Source organism: Bradyrhizobium sp., from assembly GCF_028868675.1.
GTDB lineage: Bacteria > Pseudomonadota > Alphaproteobacteria > Rhizobiales > Xanthobacteraceae > Bradyrhizobium.
On sequence record NZ_JAGWUA010000085.1, the window covers coordinates 1 to 18960 of the forward strand.

Below are 18960 nucleotides of genomic sequence, written 5' to 3' on the forward strand. Positions count from 1 at the left end.
ACGATCTTGCCGGGATTGAGGATGTTCTGGGGATCGAGCGCGCGCTTGATCGCCCGCATCGCGTCGAGCGCCTCGGAGCCGAGCTCGGCCTTGAGGTATTTCTGCTTGCCCTGGCCGATGCCGTGCTCGCCGGTGCAGGTGCCGTCCATCGACTGCGCACGCTCGACGAGGCGATGCATGAACTCCTCGCCACGGGCCATCTCGCCGGCATCGTTGACGTCGCAGAGCAGCGAGCAGTGGAAATTGCCGTCGCCGACATGGCCGACGATCGGCGACATCAGGTTGAGCCGCTTCAAATCGTCCTCGGTCTCGGTCACGCAATCGGCGAGCCGCGAGATCGGCACGCAGACGTCGGTCGCGACCACGCCGGCGCCCGGCCGCAGCGCCTTCACGGCCCAATAGGCATCGTGCCGCGCCTGCCACAGCTTCGTGCGGTCCTCCGGCTTGGTGGTCCAGGAGAAGTCGCCGCCGCCGCACTCCCTGGCGATCTCGCCGAAGGCCTTGGACTGCTCGGCCACCTCGACGGCGCTGCCGTGGAATTCCAGCAGCAGCAGCGGCGTCTCCGGCAGCGTCAGCTTCGAATAGGAATTGCAGGCCTTCACCTGCGCGGCATTGAGCAGCTCGATGCGGGCGACGGGAATGCCGGTCTGGATCGCCAGAATCACCGCCTGGCAGGCGCCGCGCACGGTCTGGAACGAGCAGGCGCCGGCCGCAATGGTCTCGGGAATGCCGCGCAGCCGGATCGTCAGCTCCGAGATGATGCCGAGCGTGCCCTCGGCACCGACGAAGAGATGGGTGAGGTCGTAGCCGGCGGAGGACTTCTTCGCCCGCGTGCCCGTCGTGATGATCTCGCCGTCGCCGCGCACGACCTTCAGCGCCAGCACGCTCTCGCGCATGGTGCCGTAACGCACCGCGTTGGTGCCCGAGGCGCGCGTCGAGGCCATGCCGCCGAGCGAGGCATCCGCGCCGGGATCGATCGGGAAGAACAGGCCCTGGTCGCGCAGATGCTCGTTCAGCGCCTTGCGGGTGACGCCGGGCTCGATCACGCAATCGAGGTCGTCGGCATGGACCGCGAGCACCTTGTTCATGTCGCGCAGGTCGATGCAGATGCCGCCCGCGGGCGCGTTGACCTGGCCCTCCAGCGAGGTGCCGGTGCCGAACGCGATCACCGGTACGCCGTTCTTGGCGCAGATCCGTACCACGTCCTGGATGTCGGCGGTCTCCTGCGCCATCACGACCCCGTCCGGCGGCTGCGTCGGCAGCCAGGTCGTGGTATGGCCGTGCTGCTCGCGCACGGCCTGCGAGGTGATGAGACGGTTGCCGAAGCGCGCGGCGAGCTGCTCCAGCGCGGCTGCGACGGCTTTCGGCTCCGGACGCGGCGGATTGTTGGTGATGGTCATGCCCACGGAAATTTCCTCCCGACAGAGAACCGTGGCAAAGGACATATGACCGGTCAAGTCAAGGGACTGCGACGCAGATTCGGGAAGGAATGATGACGGAGACCACTGGGGACAACGAGGCGCCGTTCCGTTCCTCGATCATGCAGATCGAGCCGCAATGGATCGACTACAACGGCCATCTCAACATGGCCTATTACAACGTGATGTTCGACCGGGCGATCGACCAGTTCTGGCTGAAGCTCGGTATCGGACCGGCCTATATGAAGGAGCGCCACGGCTCGACCTTCACGGCCGAATGCCACGTGCGCTATTTGCGCGAGATCCATCTCGGCGATCCCGTCGAGGTGTCGGTCTGGCTGCTGGAAGCCGACGACAAGCGGCTGCACACCTTCGAGGAGTTGAGGCATGCGACCGAGGGCTGGATTTCAGCCTCCTCGGAAAACATGTCGCTGCACATCGACATGACCTCGCGCAAGGTCGCGCCGTTTCCCGCCGACATCTGCGAGCGCATCGCGGCCGTGGTCGAGGCCCATGGCCGGGCGCCGCGGCCCGAGGGCATCGGACGCAACATCGCGATGCCCTCGAAGCGCTGAGCCGCTAGATCCTGGTACGGCCGCGGGCCAGGCCGATCACGGCCGACACCAGGAACAATACGATGGCGACGAAGAAGATGATCTTGGCGATTTCGATGGACGCCCCGGCGATGCCGCCGAAGCCCAGGATCGCCGCGATCAGCGCAATGATCAGGAATGTCACTACCCAGCCGATCATGGTCGAAATCCTCTGTTGTTGCCTGCGGTCGGCACGGCCTCGGGCCGCGCCTCTCTGACAATCGCGAGCTCGGAACGATGGTTCCGGCAGGAAACCGCACGAAATTTGCCGTCGGAAAGGGAACAACTTTCGGCCTTTGTCGCCGGCAGCGGCGCTGCCGCTCGAACGCCAGGCGCTAAGCCTGCGTCACCCACGCGGGCAGCCGGTCGAACCACGGCCGCGCCTGTTCGAGCTGGCGCGCGAGCTGCAGGAGCCGATCTTCCTCGCCGAAACGCGCGACGAATTGCACCCCCAACGGCAGCCCATCCGCCGTCCAGTGCAGGGGAACGCTCATGGCCGGCGTTCCCGTGAGGTTGGCGAGCTGGGTGAACGGCACGAATTGCAGGCTGTCGCGCGCGATGTTGTCGACGGCACCATCCAGCAGACCGAGGCGCGCGAGAAGGCCGAGCAGGCCGGCGCGGTCGAGCAGGTTGAGCACGGTTTGCTCGGCGGCCGTCGGATCGCCCTGTCCATGACGGATCGGCGGATGCGCGAGCGTCGGCGTCAGGAGCATGTCGTAACGGTTGTGGAAGCGTGCGAGCCCGCGCGCAAATTCGTTCCACTTGAGAAGCTCTGTCGTCAGCGTGCCTGCGGAGATCGCGCCGCCGATCGTCGCGAGCACGCGCGTCAGGAGCTCGAAATCCGAACGCTTTGCTCCAAGCGCGCGCGCCTGCGCTACCATGGCCGAGACCTGGCCGAAATAGATGTGCAGGAAGGCTCTTGCGAGCGCAGCGCCGTCGACGTCGGGCGCCGCCTCCTCGACCTCGTGGCCGAGGCTGCCCAAGAGCTTCGCCGCCTCGTTCACGGCGGCCACGGCCTCCGGATGGACCTCGGTTCCGATTGGCGAGGCCGAGGTGAAGCCGATCCGCAGGCGGCCCGGATCGCGCTCCATCGTTTGCGCATAGACGTCGGCCGGCTTCGCAATCGCAAAGGGATCGCCGGGCTCGCCGCCGGACGCGACGTCGAGCGCAACGGCGGTGTCGCGCACGCTGCGCGAGATCACGCCTTCGCTCGACGCGCCGTACCAGTACTCGCCGAAGCCCGGTCCCGCAGAGATGCGCCCGCGCGACGGCCGCAGGCCGAACAGGCCGCAACAGGCGGCGGGAATGCGGATCGAACCTCCGCCATCGTTGCCTGCGGCCATCGGCACGATGCCGGACGCGACGGCCGCCGCCGAGCCGCCGCTCGAACCGCCCGGCGTATGATCGGGGTTCCACGGATTGCAGGCCCGGCCGAAGAGTTTCGAATCCGAAACTCCCTTGAGCGCCAGTTCCGGCAGGTTGGTTTTGCCGAAGATGACGAGCCCGGCCTCGAGATAGCGCCGCACTACATGGGCGTGTTCGGGCGCGGCGATCGCGAGCATCGACCGGCTGGCATAGCTGGTCGGCAGGCCGGCATAATCCTGCGCGCAATCCTTGATCAGGAACGGAACGCCGGCGAAGCGACCGGACAGCGGCTTGCCCAGTTGGGACCGGGCTTCATTCTCCATCGACCGGCAAATCGCATTCGTCTTCGGTTGCGCCCGCTCGCTCTGGCGCAGCGCGAGGTTGAGCAACTCCTCCGCCGTCGTCTCCCGCCGCGCGACGCATTCCGCGAGCGCCACGGCGTCACGTTTCAGATACTCGGTCAGAATCATGGCATGCCCCATCAGCCGGCGTGGCGACATCGTAGCGCCTTGGCAGACCCGCGCCAGCCATCTTCGGATAAGTCTGTAAATCCGGCCACGAAGGCCCCATATAGCCCTCAATCCCTGCTATGAGGGGTCCCCTCCACGATCGCGCGGTGCCATCGTGGACCGATGATTCGCATGACCGAGCCGAGCAAACTCCCAAGCCACAGCGTTCCCGATCATCAGCCCGCGGCCGAAGGCATCGCCGCCCGCGCGCGCGCCTCGGTCGGACCGAAATACCTCGCCGGCCTCAATTCCGAACAGCGCGAGGCGGTGGAGACGCTGGATGGACCGGTGCTGGTGCTGGCCGGCGCAGGCACCGGCAAGACGCGCGTCCTGACCACGCGCATCGCCCATATCCTGAGCCAGGGCCGCGCGCGCCCGAGCGAGATCCTGTCGGTGACCTTCACCAACAAGGCCGCGCGCGAGATGAAGCTCAGGCTCGGCCAGATGCTGGGCCAGGCCGTGGAGGGCATGCCGTGGCTCGGCACCTTCCACTCGATCGGCGGCCGCATCCTACGCACCCATGCCGAGCTCGCGCAGCTCAAGTCCAACTTCACCGTGCTCGACGTCGACGACCAGGTGCGACTGCTGAAGCAGTTGCTGCAGGCCGAGGACATCGACGACAAGCGCTGGCCGGCACGCATGCTGGCCGGCCTGATCGACGGCTGGAAGAACCGCGGGCTGACGCCGTCGCAGGTTCCCTCGGGCGAGGCCGCGATGTTCGCCAACGGCAAGGGCGGCAAGCTCTATGCGAATTACCAGGAGCGGCTGAAGATCCTCAACGCCGCCGATTTCGGCGATCTGCTGCTGGAGAACATCCGCATCTTCCGCGAGCACCCCGACGTGCTCCGGAGCTACCAGCAGCGCTTCAAGTACATCCTGGTCGACGAATATCAGGACACCAACGTCGCGCAGTATCTGTGGCTGCGGCTGTTGTCGCAGGCGCCGGCTTCCAACCCGTCATTGCCGGGCTTGACCCGGCAATCCATCGATTCTTCGCGAGATGGATCACCGGGTCTCGACGCTTCGCGTCGGCCCGGTGATGACGAGAAAGACAATGCGGCGCCTGTTCTCGCGAGCGCGAGAGCATCAACCAAGAACATCTGCTGCGTCGGCGACGACGACCAGTCGATCTATGGCTGGCGCGGCGCCGAGGTCGACAACATCCTGCGCTTCGAGCACGACTTTCCCGGCGCGAAGGTCATTCGGCTGGAGCGCAACTACCGCTCGACCGGGCATATCCTCGCCGCCGCCGCGCATCTGATCGCGCACAATGAGGGCCGGCTCGGCAAGACGCTCCGCACCGAGGACGAGGACGGCGAGAAGGTCACGGTCACCGGCGCCTGGGACTCCGAGGAAGAGGCCCGCGCCATCGGCGAGGAGATCGAGCAGATCCAGCGCATGGGCGAGAAGCTCAACGAGGTCGCGATCCTGGTGCGCGCCTCCTACCAGATGCGCGAGTTCGAGGACCGTTTCGTCACCCTCGGCCTACCCTATCGCGTGATCGGCGGCCCGCGCTTCTACGAGCGCGCGGAAATCCGCGATGCGCTGGCGTATTTGCGCGTCATCAACTCGCCGGCCGACGATCTCGCATTCGAGCGCATCGTCAACGTGCCCAAGCGTGGGCTGGGCGATGCCACCGTGCAGATGCTGCACGACCACGCCCGCAAGCGGCGCATCCCGCTGTTCGAGGCGGCTCGTGCCGTGGTCGAGACCGACGAGCTGAAGCCGAAGGCGCGCGGCTCCCTGCGCGACCTCGTCGCCCACTTCGACCGCTGGCGGGCCCAGCGCGAGGTCGCGACCCATACCGAGCTCGCCCAGGTGGTATTGGACGAGAGCGGCTATACCGAGATGTGGCAGAAGGACCGCTCGGCGGACGCCGCGGGGCGGCTCGAGAACCTCAAGGAACTGGTGCGCTCGATGGAGGAGTTCGAGAACCTGCAAGGGTTCCTCGAGCACATTGCGCTGGTGATGGACCGCGACGGCGGCAGCGAAGAGGACGCCGTGTCGCTGATGACGCTGCATTCGGCCAAGGGACTCGAATTCGACAACGTATTCCTGCCCGGCTGGGAGGAAGGTCTGTTCCCGAGCCAGCGCACCCTCGACGAGCAGGGCCGCGCCGGACTTGAGGAAGAGCGCAGGCTCGGCCATGTCGGGCTGACCCGCGCGCGGCGCCGCGCAAAAATCTATTTCGCGACCAACCGCCGCATCCACGGCACCTGGTCGACCACCATCCCCTCGCGCTTCCTCGACGAATTGCCCGCCGCCAATGTCGAGATCACGGAATCCAAGGGCGGCTCGGCCTGGGGCGGCACCGGCGGCTACGGCGCCTCGCGCTTCGACGACATCGAGGCCTTCGGCTCGAGCTATTCGACCCCGGGCTGGCAGCGCGCCCAGGCCAACCGTTCGCAAGCCAACCGCGCCCGCGGACAATCCGGCCGCAGCAGCGGGCATGGCGGCTTCGAAGAGGAGGCTTCGCCGTTCTCCGCCGACTTCGGCGGAAGCTTCTCGCGCCGGCGCGGGCCGATGACCATCGAGGGCGAGCTGGTCGCGAAATCGACCGGCACCACCTCCGACTTCGCGCTCGACGACCGCGTCTTCCATCAAAAGTTCGGCTACGGCCATGTGGTCAAGATCGACGGCAACAAGCTCACCATCGCCTTCGACAAGGCCGGCGAGAAGAAGGTGGTCGACAGCTTCGTGCAGCGGGCATGAGGTCGCCATGGCGCACTACATTGCCATCATCGAAGACGCAGGACCGGACCACGCCGTCGGCGTATGGTTTCCCGACCTGCCCGGTTGCACCTCCGCCGGCAGTCCGCTTCCCACAGCCTCTTGACCATCGCGAACTTCCCCGTATCAGATGCGCCCATGATCCGGGGTTTCGTCACATTCATCGTGCTGGCATTGGGCATGCCGTCGCTGGCGGCGGCCGAGACGATGAGCTTTGGCGATGCGCTCGGCCTGCTGGCGAAAAGCTGCGGCGCGGAAATCGTCGCCAATTGCCGCGGCGTCAATCCCGACCCGCTGCGCCTGAAGGAGTGCCTGTCCCGTAATCGCGACGTGCTGACGCCGCAGTGCCAGACCGACTACCTCGCGGTCTTCGACGCCATCCAGAAGCGGATCGCCGCGCGGGTGACGGTCGCCAATGCCTGCCAGCGCGAGATCGTCAAGCTGTGCAACGGCTCGACCAGGGAGACCAGCAAGTCGGTCCCCTGCCTGACGACGACCAAGGGCGTCGGCGTCAACTGCACCAGGGCCATGGGCGAGGCGGGATACCGGTGATGCGCGCGACCGTCCTGCCCCGCATCGTCCTCGCGCTCGGCGCGGCGCTCGCGCTCGCCCTGCCCTCCGGCGCCGCGCATGCGCAGGCGGCGCCGACCCGCGACGACATCGTCGAGAAGCTCAACCATTTCGAGGAAGGTCCCGACCTCGACCTGGCCGCGCTGAAGCAGCAGGTGCTGGAGCGGGCGAAGACGCGGATCAAGCGGGATCCCGGACCGGTCAATCGTCCGCTGATCGTGCCCGAGCTCGCGACGCTGCCGGCATTCTCGACGCCGATCCAGTTCGACCAGGACACGCCGATCATCCAGCCCGGGTCCTATCAGACCGTCGGCCGCATCGGCGACGCGCTGGTTCACGTCTCGCTGTTGCCCTACACGTTCCTGATCGTCGGCCACATCGAGTCCAACGGCAAGCCGCGCGAGGCCAACGTCATCCTGAGCCAGCGCCGCGCGGACGCGATCCGCGACGTGCTGGTGAACACGTTCAAGATCTCGGCGAAGCGCATCCAGTCGATCGGGCTCGGTGAGGAACAGTTCCTCGACCGCGCACACCCGAGCGCGGCGATCAACGGCCAGATGCAGATCATCACGCTCGCCAAGCTGCCCGACGAGCCGCCGCCGGCCGCGGGCACGGCACCGCCAGCCGCGAAGAAGAAGCCGGCCAAAAAGCGATAGTCAATCGCATCTCGGCCGGATCGGAACCCATTGTAGTACCGCCCGTTTCCAGTCCGCCGCAGGCGGCGAAGCTCGTGCGTGACGCGACATCGTCGCGGTTTGTGCAGGCGGCTGTCCGGTGCTATAGGCTTGGCAAACATCCCCGGCCTGCATGCTGCGCGAGAGTCGAAATGGGCGGCTTCTTTCAACGTCAACTCGCCGTTTATGTCGAGTACCACCGCGATCCCCGCAACACCGCGATGCATGTGATCGGCATCCTGCTGCTGTTCACCGGCGCGGTGCTGCCGCTGACGCTGGTGAGCGTCCCCATCTTCGGCCGCGAGATCAGCCTGGCGGTAATCTTGGCGCTGCCGGTGCTGGTCTACTGGCTGCTGCTGGACGTCGCGCTCGGACTCGGCATCCTCGCGGTCGCGGTACTGCTGTTCTCGGTTGCGACGACGATCGCCCACGAGACGACGACCGCCGCGATGTGGTCGATCTTCGGCGCGCTGATCGTGCTCGGCCTGGCGGCGCAGACGATCGGGCACAAGGTGTTCGAGGGCCGCGAAGCCTCGCTGTTCACCTTCCCGTCCCACCTTTTTCTCGGACCGATGTTCGTAATGGCGAAGTTATTCATTGCGCTCGGCTTTCGCCGCGACCTTGCCGCTATTCTCGCGCCTCTTCCGCGCAATTCGCTTTCGACCCGATGAGATTACAAGGCGGAGCAACGAACCTCAATTCATGACTCCCGTACTGGTTACCGGTGGCAGCGGCTTCATCGGACAACATCTCGTCGCAGCGCTCCAGAGCCGGGGACAGCGGGTGCGAGTTCTGGATGTTCGGCCGCCGACCGCGCTCAATCCGGACATCGAATACGTGCAGGGCTCGGTGCTCGACGGCACAGCGGTCGAGCGCGCTCTGACCGGGATCGAGCGCGTCTATCACCTCGCCGGCCTGCCGGGGATGTGGGTCGCCAACAAGCGGGATTTTCTCGAGGTCAATTGCCACGGCACCGAGGTGATGCTCGACGCCGCACAGCGCCGCGGCGTCGCGCGCTTCCTGCATTGCTCGACGGAATCGATCCTGTTTCCCTATTCGGATCTCAAAGGCCTCCCCGCCGAGGAGGCGCTGCAGCCGGCCGAGGCTATGCCCGGCGCCTATACGCGGTCGAAGGCGCTCGCCGAGCACCTTGCCGCGAAGGCCGCGGCGGCGGGCCTGCCCGTCGTCATCGGTACGCCGACCATGCCGATCGGACAGTCGGACCACAATCTCACCCCGCCGACCGCAATGCTGTGGCGCTTCCTGCAGCAGAAGCTGCAGCTGCACATCAATTTCCCGGTCAACCTCGTCGACGTGCGCGACGTCGCCACGGGCCTCGTGCTCGCCATGGAGCGCGGCCGGATCGGGCAGCGCTACATCCTCGGCGGAGAGTGCATGCCGCTCAGGCAGATCCTGCGCATGATGTCGGTGATGTCGGGCCGGCGGCAGCTTCCCGTTCCGGTTCCGGGCAAGATCGCCGAGTTGTCGGCGAGCATGCTCGAGTTCTTCGCCGACCACATCACGCACCGGACGCCCGACGGCACCGGCGAGGGCGTGCGGATTGCGCTGCATGCCAGCGACCTCTCGATCGAGAAGGCGCGGACCGAGCTCGGCTACGCGCCGCGGCCGATCGAGCCGGTCCTGCGCGAAACCATCGCCTATCTTCTCGCCCGGGGCGACAAGCCGGCGTCCGCCGCACTGGAACATCGCGCGCTCAGCTCCCGTGCCGGCTGACTCGCGGCTCGATTGCGTCTAAGAACATTCCCGCATGTCCTACGACTTCTCCAAGATTCTCTCGTTCGCCTGGGGTGGCTGGACCACGACCTGGCCGACGCAACTGCTGGCGCTGATCTGGCTGGCCTGGCTCGCGAGCTGGGTCGGAGCCTCGTTCTGGCAGGGCCGGACCCGAAAGCAGGTCCTGACGCTGGATTCCAGCCGCTATCGCCTGCCCATTCTCGCCGGCGGCATCCTGTTTACGCCCTGGACCGCGGAGATGCTCGGCGAGAAGCCGCTCTGGGTGTTCGGCGATGCCGGCATCTACGTGCTGGCGCTGATCACGCTCGCCGGCATCTCCTTCACCTGGTGGGCGCGGATTCATCTCGGGCGGTTCTGGTCCAACACCATCACCCACAAGGAAGACCATCGCGTCATCGACACCGGGCCGTACGGCATCGTGCGTCATCCGATCTACACCGGGCTGATCGCCGGCATGCTCGCCACCGGCATCGGGGTCGGCACGGTGACGGCGATGCTGGGCGCGATCCTGATCTCGCTCGGCATGTGGCAGAAGGGCCGCATGGAAGAGGTGTTCCTGGCGAAGGAACTCGGCGAGGACGCCTACGGCGCCTACTGCCGCCGGGTTCCGCGGATCATTCCCTTCACCCCGCCGGGCTGACGCGGCGCCGTCAGACCCCTCTCGGGTCCGTGGCGTCGTTAGGAATTGAGCGGATATATTTACCCAATCTAAGGGCGGCCGGGTTAAGCATGATCGGATTCGAGGAGCCGCAAACATGACTCTGCTGAAGCGATTTCTTTGCGACGAGAATGGCGCAACCGCAATCGAGTATGGGCTGATTGCGGCCGGTATCGCGCTTGCGATCATCACCACGGTCAACAATGTCGGCACCGTGCTGTTGAACAACAAGTTCAACTCGATCAGCGCCTCGCTCAGGTAACCATTCGTCAACCTCGTTCGGGGATTGCCCGGGCCGCGCCTCTGCGGCCGCGGGCGCAACCCTTTGCGGCCTTCAGTTCGATGACGACACGACCTGCTCGGCGTGCCCGTCCAGCACCGGCCCGAACAACTGCCAGCGTTCGCCGGTGAACTTCATCATCTGCACCTGCTCGATCGGATAGAAGTCCGTCGGCGACGTCTTGATGCGGACGCCGGGGATGTAGGTATCGATGACGAAGTCGAGGTTGGCGACGACTTTCATGACGTTGTCGCGGGAGAGGTCGTTGCCGCAGCGGCGCAGCACCTCCACCAGCGCGGTCGAGGTGTTGTAGGCGGTGAGCGGGCCGCTCTCGGAGCGGTCGGCCTCGGGATAGTATTTTGCCATGAAGGCACGGAAGCGCTGCATGCCGGGATGGCTGTCCCATTGCGGATCGGTGACGTCCATCTGGTAGCCTGCGCTCAGGATGCCCCTGGCGTTGTCGAGCCCGGCCGGCTTCAGCACCGCGCCGACCGAAGCCGACACGTTGGTCATGATGTGGACGGGATGCCAGTCGAGCTCGGCGAGCTTCTTGATCGCCTGCGCGGCGAATTTCGGCGTCGCGATGTTGACGAAGATCTCGGGATTGGCGGTCTTGATCGCCACGACCTGCGAGTCGATCGTCGGCATACTCACCTCGTAGGGCGCGCTGGCGATCACCACCTTCGCATAATTGTCGCCCAGCACGTCCTTCAGGCCGAGAACGTAGTCCTTGCCGAAATCGTCGTTCTGATAGAGCACGCCGACCTTCGCATTCGGATGATGCTCCAGAATGTACCGGGCATAAATGCGCGCCTCGGCGCGGTAGTTCGGCTGCCAGCCGATGGTCCAGGGGAAGTGCTCGGGATCGCCCCAGCGCGAGGCACCGGTCGCGACGAACAGCTGCGGCACGCGCATCGTGTTCATGTATTTCTGGATGGCGGCGTTGCTGGCGGTGCCGAGCGGCGCGAAGATCAGGAACACCTCGTCGCTCTCGACCAGCTTGCGCGCCTGCTCCACCGTCTTCGGCGGCGAGTAGGCGTCGTCATAGGAGATGAAGTTGACCTTACGGCCGTTGATGCCGCCATTGTCGTTGACCATGCGGAAATACGCGCTCATGGTCTTGCCGATGATGCCATAGGCCGATGCCGGCCCGCTGTACGGCATGATGTTGCCGATCTTGATCTCGGTGTCGGTGACGCCGGGATCGGGTTTGTTCTGGGCAGGTGCGGCACTCGTGCTCGCGGCCAGAAACGCACCGGCGGCGTACAACACGATCAATCCTCGGGCAACAAACAGCATCGTTCTCCCCTCCCGAAATGAATCGATGGAACGTTCGTTGTTTGTCGGAGATCTCTCCGGATCCCTTCGCAGGATTTCTCCTTGGCAGACTCTCTCGGCGGGATTTCCCGACGGATTCCCGCTCGCCGAAGTGAACACCAAGACGCCGTTCATTGCCACGGGCCACCTCGTGCGTCCGCCGGTGATTTCGCGTCAGGCCTGCTGACCTTCCAGCTGGCGCGACCGCGCGATTGTCAGGCGGCTGAAAGTCATGCTCACGGAGCGTGCCGGCCCGGCATGGAAGCCGGCCCGGCCGGCGCGAGATGCCGCGGAATGACGATCTCCTGGCCCGCGAACAGCGGCGCGCTCTCCGGCAGACGGTTGGCCTGCGTGAGCGACCAGGCAGGCAGCCGGTGCTGGGCGCCGACGTGCTCCAGCGTCTCGCCCGCGCGCACCGGCAGCCGGATGCCGGAATCCCAGAGCTCCACCCTGGTGTCGGCCGGAACGAGATAGCGCAGCGGCACGGCATCGCCGTCCGTCTGCAGCGGCACGAGCGGCAGGCGCGTGATCATCTCGACGAGCTGGCGGTGGATGTCATCCGATTTCTCGATGTTGATATGGGTGATGCGCTTGTTCTGCTTCAGATCGAAGCTCGCATAGTGGCCGCGATAGCCGGGCTCCGCCACGACGTCGCCGCCGCCGAGCACGGAGTCGGAGAGGAAGATGTTGATGAAGCGCTCGACGTTGAGCGGCACCTTGCCGCTGGCCTGCGCCGGGTCGATGGTGACGACGAGGCTGACCGGGATGTTCTCCTTGCCGAGCATGTCGGCGACGATCAGCGTGCACAGGCCGCCCATGGAGTGCCCGACCAGCACGACCGGCGCGGGCGCCTCGCGATAATTGATGATGGCGCGATCGGCGACCAGCCGGCACAGCGTGAACTCGTAGACGTCGGCCTTGAGCCCGGCGTCCGTCAGCCGGGTCGCCAGCCTGTCGATGCCGGTCGAGAACAGCGGTCCCAGCGCGCCGCGGAACAGATAGACCCGCGGCCGCAGCACGGGCTCGGCTTCGACGGGCGGAGACGACGCCGCGGCTACGGCCGCTGCCTTCGGCTTTGCCGGTGAGGCGACCGCAATGATCGGCGCGAAGGCGAGCAGCATGGCTGCCAGCAGGGCCATTCGAATCGAGCCAGCCATTGCGTCCGGTCATTCCATTTCCCGGGAAGGCAGGCGCCTCCCCCCGCACGTTACTGGCGAGCGATTTGGCAGGATTTGCGGCGTGGACGCGGCGGACTCGAGTTCATGCCCCCGATCGGCCAAGACCGGCTACCGGGCTTCGCCCCGGCGGGGCGCGCCGAACCGATGATCGCCATGCCATATGTTGGGTCGTGGGCCGTGCGCGGTCCGGCCGTCGCCCGACGTCAATAGCCGTGCCGGTAGTGCCGGTGGGCTCCAGGCGAGCGCCCCTGCCCGGGCAGGAAATACGGATTGACCTCGCACATCGCCGCGCGTCCCGATGCCGAGGCCTGGCACTGCGGTAGTGACGTGTAGCTGCAGTCGATCCATTCGCCGCCACCGGGGGACCCGGAGTACTCCTTCATGCATACCGGATAACGGGGGTCGTAGGTCTGGGCCTGCACGGAAACGGCAGAAACTGCGAGCAGGGCCAGGCTCAGCACGGCAACACGCATCTGATCCTCCACGGGTTGGACGCGGATGGCAGTCTCGCAGAAAGCCGACCCGGGCACTTGCGTTGCATCAAGCACCACCGCCGCCGCGCGACTGCGAGGCGGCAACGCGTTCATGGACCTGCGGGTGCGATCGAAACGATCGCCGCGCCGTGGTACCGGTCGATCGTCCGCTATTTCGCGCCCTTGGTCTTCGCCGGCGCCGGCTGGTAGGCGTAGGCGCGGTTCGCCTTCGCTTCGAACGGGTTTGGATCGCACATGCCCCCGCGACCCGAGGTCATGTCGAGGCACATCTGCTTGCTGGCAAATCCGCACGCTCGCATGCTGTCGGGAGCCAGGCGGCACCAGTTGTCCGCGCGCGCCTGCGGCGCCGTCGCCGCGAGAAGGACAAACGCAAACAGCGCCGTGATGGCGGAAACGGTCATCGTCGTTGATGGCGGCTTCATTTCTCTATTTCTCTCTCTCCGTGTGCAGCATCCGAACCGGGACACCGAAGGACATCGCCTCCCTAGCACCGAGCGGTTCGAAACACGTTGAGCAGGAACAAATTCTTCGCCGTATGACCATCATACCACCTGCGAACGGCGGGCCGCGATTGACCTGCATCAACGCGAGACCGGCATATGGAAGTCAGAATTGATTTTTACGTCCCAACGCTTGAGAGCCGGCGCGATGATCGAGCCGAAGACCGCACTCATGATCCTGTTGATGGGAATGCTGCTGCTGTCCGTGTATCTCACGGCGCTGCCGCACTGACGCGAGACGCCGTCCTCACACGCTTTCACTGCGAACGTATTGCGCCGGCGTCTGGCCGCTCCAGCGCGCGAAGGCGCGGGAGAACGCATTCTCGTCGGAAAAGCCGAGCCGTGCGCCGATCGCCGAGGTCGGCTCCTTCCTGTGCAGCGCATCGCGCGCCATCTCGAACAGGATGGTTTCGCGCAACGGCTTGAACGAGATCGATTCGGCGCCGAGCTTGCGGTTGAGGTGTCGCCCGCTCATCCCGAGCGTCTCGGCAATGCGCTCCTTGCCCCAGCGCGGATGCGCGCGGATGATCTCTTCGACCCTCGCCGAAAGGCTGCCCTGCTGCAACGACGCCAGCATGTCGTCGGCGAGCCCGCGCAGGTGTGCGTGCACATCGCCGCCGGCGTGGATCAGCGGGCGGGCGAGCTCGGCGACGTCCATCGCGACGCCGTTGACGTCTGCCTCGAAGCGGACCGGGCAGCCCAGCAGCGCGGAATAGGCGCTCGCATCAGTGCCGGCGCGATGCGCGAACAGGACCTCGCGCGGCCTGAAGCCGTTGCTGGTCATCCAGCGCGCCAGGTTGACCACGCAGGCCAGCGTCGCCTCAACCCGCTGGTTGCGGCATACCGAATAGTCCGGCCGGTAGCTCAGCGCAACCTCGTCGGCCGCCCGCACGACCTCGAAGCGCGCCTGGTCGCCGACGATCGGGGCATATTCGGTGAGCACCTCGATGGCGTCGCCGAGCGTCTCGCAGCTCAGAAGCAGGAGGCCGACGATGTCGAGGTGGCCGGCCTGAAGCGACAGCCCGAGGCGGAGCGCCGCGAGCGGCTCCGGCCTCGCGGCCGAGAACAGCGACCAGAACGCATCCTGCTCGGCCATCGGCACCCGCGGGCCCGACGTCAGCGCCCGCTGCGTCCCGGGCGGCACTGCGACGCCCTGCTGCAGCGCGGCTTCGAGCAGCGCCTGCGCGAAACGGACGGTGACGGTATGCCGCGGAGTCTGGGCCAATGGCGATCCGGTTGGGATGTCCCGAATTGAGGGAGGCATGTCCCGACCTGCCGGATGCCCCGCGCCGCAATCTGCCTTACGGCCGAGGAATAGAAAAGGTCCGAGACGGACCCCGCAACGGGCGGTTCAGGGAAGAGACGACGGGGTGCACGCCATGGCGCCGATCGACGAGGTCCGGCTGAGTTTCGATCCGCACACCCTGAGGCTGCTCAACGCCGTGCTCGGACTGGTGATGTTCGGCGTCGCCCTCGAGCTCAAGGTCGCGGATTTCAGGACGGCGCTGAAGACGCCGAAGGGACTGGCGCTCGGACTGATCGGCCATCACCTGCTGTTTCCGGCGATGACCTACGTCCTGATCTCCATCATCAACCCGCTGCCCTCGATCGCGCTCGGCATGATCCTGGTCTCGTCCTGTCCGGCCGGACACATCTCGAACTTCCTCGTGCATTACGCGCGCGGCAACACGGCGCTGTCGGTCAGCGTCAGCGCATTGTCGACGCTGGCCGCACTGGTCATGACGCCGCTGAACCTGGCCTTCTGGGGCCATCTCCATCCCGTGACCGCGGGCCTGATGAAGCAGGTGGCGATGAATCCGTGGGAGATGCTCGAGGTCATCGTGCTTCTGCTCGGGGTGCCGCTGGTCGCCGGCATCGCGGTGGCGCGGCGCTGGCCATCCTTCGCGCACGCGATCCAGAAGCCGATGCAGGCGTTCTCGCTTTTGGTGCTGGTCGGCTTCATCGGCGGCGCGCTCGCCGCCAATTTCAAGCCGTTCCTGCAGTTCGTGCACCTGGTCCTGCTGGTCGTGTTCGTGCACAATTTGCTGGCGCTGGTTTCCGGCTACGGACTGGCCGCGGCCATCGGCCTGCCGGAGCGCGACCGGCGCGCGATCACCTTCGAGATGGGAATCCAGAATTCGGGACTCGGCCTCATCCTGATCTTCAACTTCTTCAGCGACCTCGGCGGCATGGCCGTGGTCACCGCCTGGTGGGGCGTCTGGCACATCGTCGCCGGCATGACCCTGGCGAGCCTCTGGCGCCGCCGGCCGCCGCAGACGGCGGCCGAGGGGCTCGTCGCGGGAGCCGCCGAATGACCGCACGCATTCTCGTCACCGGCGCCGGCGGCTATCTCGGCCGCCAGGTCATCGAGCGCCTTGCCGCGATCGCGGGAGCGCAGGCGCCGGCCGCGATCGTGGCGATGGACATCCGCGCGCCCGCATCGCGCCGCGCCGGGGTCGACTACGAGGTCGCCGACATCCGTTCGCCCGAGCTTGCCGCCATCCTCCGCCGCCACGCCATCGAGGTCGTGGTGCACCTGGCCTCCATCGTCACGCCGGGCCGCGACTCGAGCCGCGCCTTCGAATACGACGTCGACGTCAACGGCACGCGCAACCTGCTCGAAGCCTGCGTCCGCGAGCGCGTGCGGCGCGTCATCGTGTCGTCGAGCGGAGCGGCCTACGGCTATCACGCCGACAATGCCGCATGGCTGACCGAGGACATGAAGCTGCGCGGCAACGAGGCCTTCGCCTATTCGCATCACAAGCGCCTCGTCGAGGAGATGCTCGCGGAGTACCGGGAGCTCAGCCCGGGTCTCGAGCAGGTGGTGCTGCGCATCGGCACCATCCTCGGCGCGACGGTCCGCAACCAGATCACCGATCTGTTCGAGAAACCGCGGCTATTGGCCATCGCCGGCTCCGACAGCCCCTTCGTCTTCATCTGGGATCAGGACGTCGTGGGCGTCATCATCCGCGCGATCCAGGACGGGCCGCCCGGAATCTTCAATGTCGCGGGCGACGGCGCCCTGACCATCCACCAGATCGCGGCCCGGCTCGGCAAGAGCTGCCTGATCCTGCCGGCCTGGCTGCTCGGCGGCGCGCTCGCCGTACTGAAGCCGCTCGGCCTGACCCAGTACGATCCCGAGCAGCTCGACTTCCTGCGCTACCGCCCGGTGCTCGACAACGCAAAACTCAAGTCCGAATTCGGCTACATGCCGCGCTACAGCTCGTCGGAGGTCTTCGATCTCTATCGGCGGACGCGCATGGGCGGAGCCGAGCCGGAGGCGAAGTCATGACGCGCGATTTCGCCGGCAAGACCGTCGTCGTCACCGGCGCCGCCGGCGGGCTGGGCCGCAGCCTGTGCCTGCGCTTCGCCGCAGCCGGCGCCGGAATCGCGGCGTCGGACCTCGACGAGGCCGGTCTCGCCGAGCTTGCGCGAACGCTGACGGTCCAGGACAAGCGCCACTCGTTCCATCCATGCGACGTCACCGACGCTGCCGCCTGCGCCAAAACCATGGCCGACGTCGTCGCCCGGCACGGCCGGATCGACGTCCTGATCAACAATGCCGGCATCTCCCACCGCAGCGCCTTCGCGGTCACGCGGCTCGAGGTGCTGCATCGGGTGATGGATGTCAATTTCTGGGGCGCGGTCAACGCGACCAAGGCGGCGCTGCCGGCACTGACGCAGTCGAAGGGCCTGATCGTCACGATCTCCAGCATCGCCGGCTTCGCGCCGCTGATCGGACGCACCGGCTATGCCGCGAGCAAGCACGCGCTGCACGGGTTCTTCGATTCCCTGCGCAGCGAGCTGCAGGACGACGGCGTCGACGTCACGATCGTGTGCCCGTCGTTCATCGCGACGGGAATCGACCGCGCCGCGCTCGGCGGCGACGGCCGGTCGGCCGCGCGGCCACGCAGGACGACCGGACGCGAGGCGGCGCCGGAGGAAGCGGCCGACGCCATCTTCGAAGCCGCCGCGCGCGGCCAGAATCTGCTGCTGTTCAGCGGCACCTCGAAGGCGGCCTGGTGGCTATCGCGACTATGGCCCCGCCGCTATGCGGCGACGATGCGGAAAAGACTCAAGAGCGAGATCGCCTGAGGCGCGCGGGCCGGACGACACCGGCAAGCCGCGAACCGAAGGACACAGGAAAGAGGAGATACGGAATGGGAGAGATCAGCGGAGGCGAGCTCATCGCACGCATGTTGCAGAAAGAGGGCGTCGAAAAGGTCTTCGGCATCATCGACGGCACCTATTTCGGCTTCTACTCGGCACTGCACCGGCTCGGCATCGAGATCGTCACACCGCGGCACGAGACCTCGGCCGCGCACATGGCCGGCACCTATGCGCGCCTGACCGGCAAGCTCGGCGTATGCATGGCGAGCAACGGTCCGGGCGTCGCCAATTTGCTGCCGGGCCTCGTGGTCGAGCAGAGCGAAGGCAACCGCGTGCTGGCGATCACCAGCGCGCGCCGTCCAGCGATCATGTATCCGGACCGCGGCGGCACCTACCAGTGCTTCGACCAGGCCGGCGTGATCGGCAAGATCGCCAAATGGAGCGCGGCGGTCTCGTCCTTCGAGCGCGTGCCGGAGCTGGCGCGCAAGGCGCTGCGCAAGAGCTACGAAGGCCGGCCCGGCGTGGTGCATCTCGACGTGCCCGAAACCATCATGAACGGCAAGTTCAAGTCGAACGCGGCGATCTGGGCGCCGCAGCAGTACCGCCACGCCAATCCCCTGACGCCGACGGCCGAGCAGATTTCGCGCGCGGCGCAGATCCTGATTGCGGCCGAGGCCCCGATGATCCACGCCGGCAGCGGCATCATCCACGCCGGCGCCTTCGCCGAGCTGCGGCGGGTGGCCGAATTGCTGCACGCGCCGGTGACGACGAGCTGGGCGGCGCGCGGCGTGCTGCCGGAAACCTCGGCC

The 18960-nt window shown here is 66.5% G+C and carries 20 protein-coding genes and 1 pseudogene; 13 read left to right on the forward strand and 8 right to left on the reverse strand.

The annotated features are described in order from the left end of the window. Nucleotides 1-1406: FAD-linked oxidase C-terminal domain-containing protein (locus tag KGM94_RS13060; RefSeq protein ID WP_300259402.1), on the reverse strand; the 1406-nt coding region annotated here is incomplete at its 3' end. An 86-nt stretch (nt 1407-1492) separates the two neighbouring features. On the opposite strand from KGM94_RS13060, the gene KGM94_RS13065 reads away from it, so the two are divergent. Then, on the forward strand, nt 1493-1993 hold the full coding sequence (locus tag KGM94_RS13065; RefSeq protein WP_300259404.1) for a thioesterase family protein: 501 nt from the start codon (nt 1493-1495) through the stop codon (nt 1991-1993). 4 nt (nt 1994-1997) lie between these two features. On the opposite strand, the gene KGM94_RS13070 is transcribed toward KGM94_RS13065, so the two are convergent. Both KGM94_RS13070 and KGM94_RS13075 read right to left on the reverse strand, forming a co-directional pair. Continuing rightward, complete coding sequence (locus KGM94_RS13070; RefSeq protein ID WP_300259406.1) at nt 1998-2171, reverse strand: DUF1328 domain-containing protein; 174 nt, start codon at nt 2169-2171, stop codon at nt 1998-2000. A gap of 175 nt (nt 2172-2346) precedes the next feature. Continuing rightward, nucleotides 2347-3846 carry an amidase gene (locus tag KGM94_RS13075; protein ID WP_300259408.1) on the reverse strand — a complete coding sequence of 500 codons (1500 nt, stop codon included), beginning with the start codon at nt 3844-3846 and terminating at the stop codon, nt 2347-2349. 162 nt (nt 3847-4008) lie between these two features. Between KGM94_RS13075 and KGM94_RS13080 the strand changes: the two genes are divergently transcribed. The 8 genes and pseudogenes from KGM94_RS13080 to KGM94_RS13115 all read left to right on the forward strand — a co-directional run bounded on the left by KGM94_RS13080 (nt 4009) and on the right by KGM94_RS13115 (nt 10534). Next, nucleotides 4009-6597, forward strand: a complete 2589-nt coding sequence (locus tag KGM94_RS13080) for a UvrD-helicase domain-containing protein (RefSeq protein WP_300259410.1) — start codon at nt 4009-4011, stop codon at nt 6595-6597. A 7-nt stretch (nt 6598-6604) separates the two neighbouring features. Then, a pseudogene (locus tag KGM94_RS13085) lies at nt 6605-6697 on the forward strand (HicB family protein); the annotation flags it as partial. A gap of 56 nt (nt 6698-6753) precedes the next feature. After that, nucleotides 6754-7167, forward strand: a complete 414-nt coding sequence (locus tag KGM94_RS13090) for a hypothetical protein (protein WP_300259412.1) — start codon at nt 6754-6756, stop codon at nt 7165-7167. After that, nucleotides 7167-7841 (forward strand): OmpA family protein, encoded by a 675-nt coding sequence (locus tag KGM94_RS13095; protein ID WP_300259414.1) that lies wholly within the window; start codon nt 7167-7169, stop codon nt 7839-7841. Before KGM94_RS13090 ends, KGM94_RS13095 begins: the two co-directional genes overlap by 1 nt. A gap of 170 nt (nt 7842-8011) precedes the next feature. Continuing rightward, nucleotides 8012-8530, forward strand: a complete 519-nt coding sequence (locus KGM94_RS13100) for an Mpo1-like protein (RefSeq protein WP_366526242.1) — start codon at nt 8012-8014, stop codon at nt 8528-8530. 31 nt (nt 8531-8561) lie between these two features. Then, nucleotides 8562-9593 carry an NAD-dependent epimerase/dehydratase family protein gene (locus KGM94_RS13105; RefSeq protein WP_300259418.1) on the forward strand — a complete coding sequence of 344 codons (1032 nt, stop codon included), beginning with the start codon at nt 8562-8564 and terminating at the stop codon, nt 9591-9593. Between the two features lie 34 nt (nt 9594-9627). Further along, nucleotides 9628-10254, forward strand: a complete 627-nt coding sequence (locus KGM94_RS13110) for an isoprenylcysteine carboxylmethyltransferase family protein (RefSeq protein ID WP_300259420.1) — start codon at nt 9628-9630, stop codon at nt 10252-10254. Between the two features lie 115 nt (nt 10255-10369). Further along, nucleotides 10370-10534, forward strand: coding sequence for a Flp family type IVb pilin (locus KGM94_RS13115; protein WP_300259422.1), 165 nt, complete (start codon nt 10370-10372; stop codon nt 10532-10534). A 72-nt stretch (nt 10535-10606) separates the two neighbouring features. Here KGM94_RS13115 and KGM94_RS13120 read toward each other — a convergent pair whose 3' ends face one another. The 5 genes from KGM94_RS13120 to KGM94_RS13140 form a co-directional block, all read right to left on the reverse strand. Continuing rightward, nucleotides 10607-11851 carry an ABC transporter substrate-binding protein gene (locus tag KGM94_RS13120; RefSeq protein ID WP_300259424.1) on the reverse strand — a complete coding sequence of 415 codons (1245 nt, stop codon included), beginning with the start codon at nt 11849-11851 and terminating at the stop codon, nt 10607-10609. Between the two features lie 254 nt (nt 11852-12105). Beyond that, nucleotides 12106-13008: a LysM peptidoglycan-binding domain-containing protein gene (locus KGM94_RS13125; RefSeq protein ID WP_300259426.1), complete on the reverse strand. Its 903-nt coding sequence runs from the start codon at nt 13006-13008 to the stop codon at nt 12106-12108. Between the two features lie 242 nt (nt 13009-13250). Next, on the reverse strand, nt 13251-13520 hold the full coding sequence (locus KGM94_RS13130) for a DUF3551 domain-containing protein (protein ID WP_300259428.1): 270 nt from the start codon (nt 13518-13520) through the stop codon (nt 13251-13253). Nucleotides 13521-13690: 170 nt separating this feature from the next. After that, nucleotides 13691-13963, reverse strand: a complete 273-nt coding sequence (locus KGM94_RS13135) for a DUF3551 domain-containing protein (protein ID WP_300259430.1) — start codon at nt 13961-13963, stop codon at nt 13691-13693. Nucleotides 13964-14288: 325 nt separating this feature from the next. Further along, on the reverse strand, nt 14289-15266 hold the full coding sequence (locus tag KGM94_RS13140) for an AraC family transcriptional regulator (protein WP_300259432.1): 978 nt from the start codon (nt 15264-15266) through the stop codon (nt 14289-14291). Nucleotides 15267-15420: 154 nt separating this feature from the next. On the opposite strand from KGM94_RS13140, the gene KGM94_RS13145 reads away from it, so the two are divergent. From KGM94_RS13145 to KGM94_RS13160, 4 genes are all read left to right on the forward strand, one after another. Next, nucleotides 15421-16356, forward strand: coding sequence for a bile acid:sodium symporter family protein (locus KGM94_RS13145; RefSeq protein WP_300259434.1), 936 nt, complete (start codon nt 15421-15423; stop codon nt 16354-16356). Then, nucleotides 16353-17333 carry an SDR family oxidoreductase gene (locus tag KGM94_RS13150; protein ID WP_300259436.1) on the forward strand — a complete coding sequence of 327 codons (981 nt, stop codon included), beginning with the start codon at nt 16353-16355 and terminating at the stop codon, nt 17331-17333. The genes KGM94_RS13145 and KGM94_RS13150 overlap by 4 nt, the downstream gene beginning before the upstream one ends. Further along, nucleotides 17330-18136: an SDR family oxidoreductase gene (locus tag KGM94_RS13155; RefSeq protein ID WP_300259438.1), complete on the forward strand. Its 807-nt coding sequence runs from the start codon at nt 17330-17332 to the stop codon at nt 18134-18136. Before KGM94_RS13150 ends, KGM94_RS13155 begins: the two co-directional genes overlap by 4 nt. A 65-nt stretch (nt 18137-18201) precedes the next feature. Next, the coding region (locus KGM94_RS13160; RefSeq protein WP_300259440.1) for a thiamine pyrophosphate-binding protein at nt 18202-18960 on the forward strand (759 nt) is incomplete at its 3' end.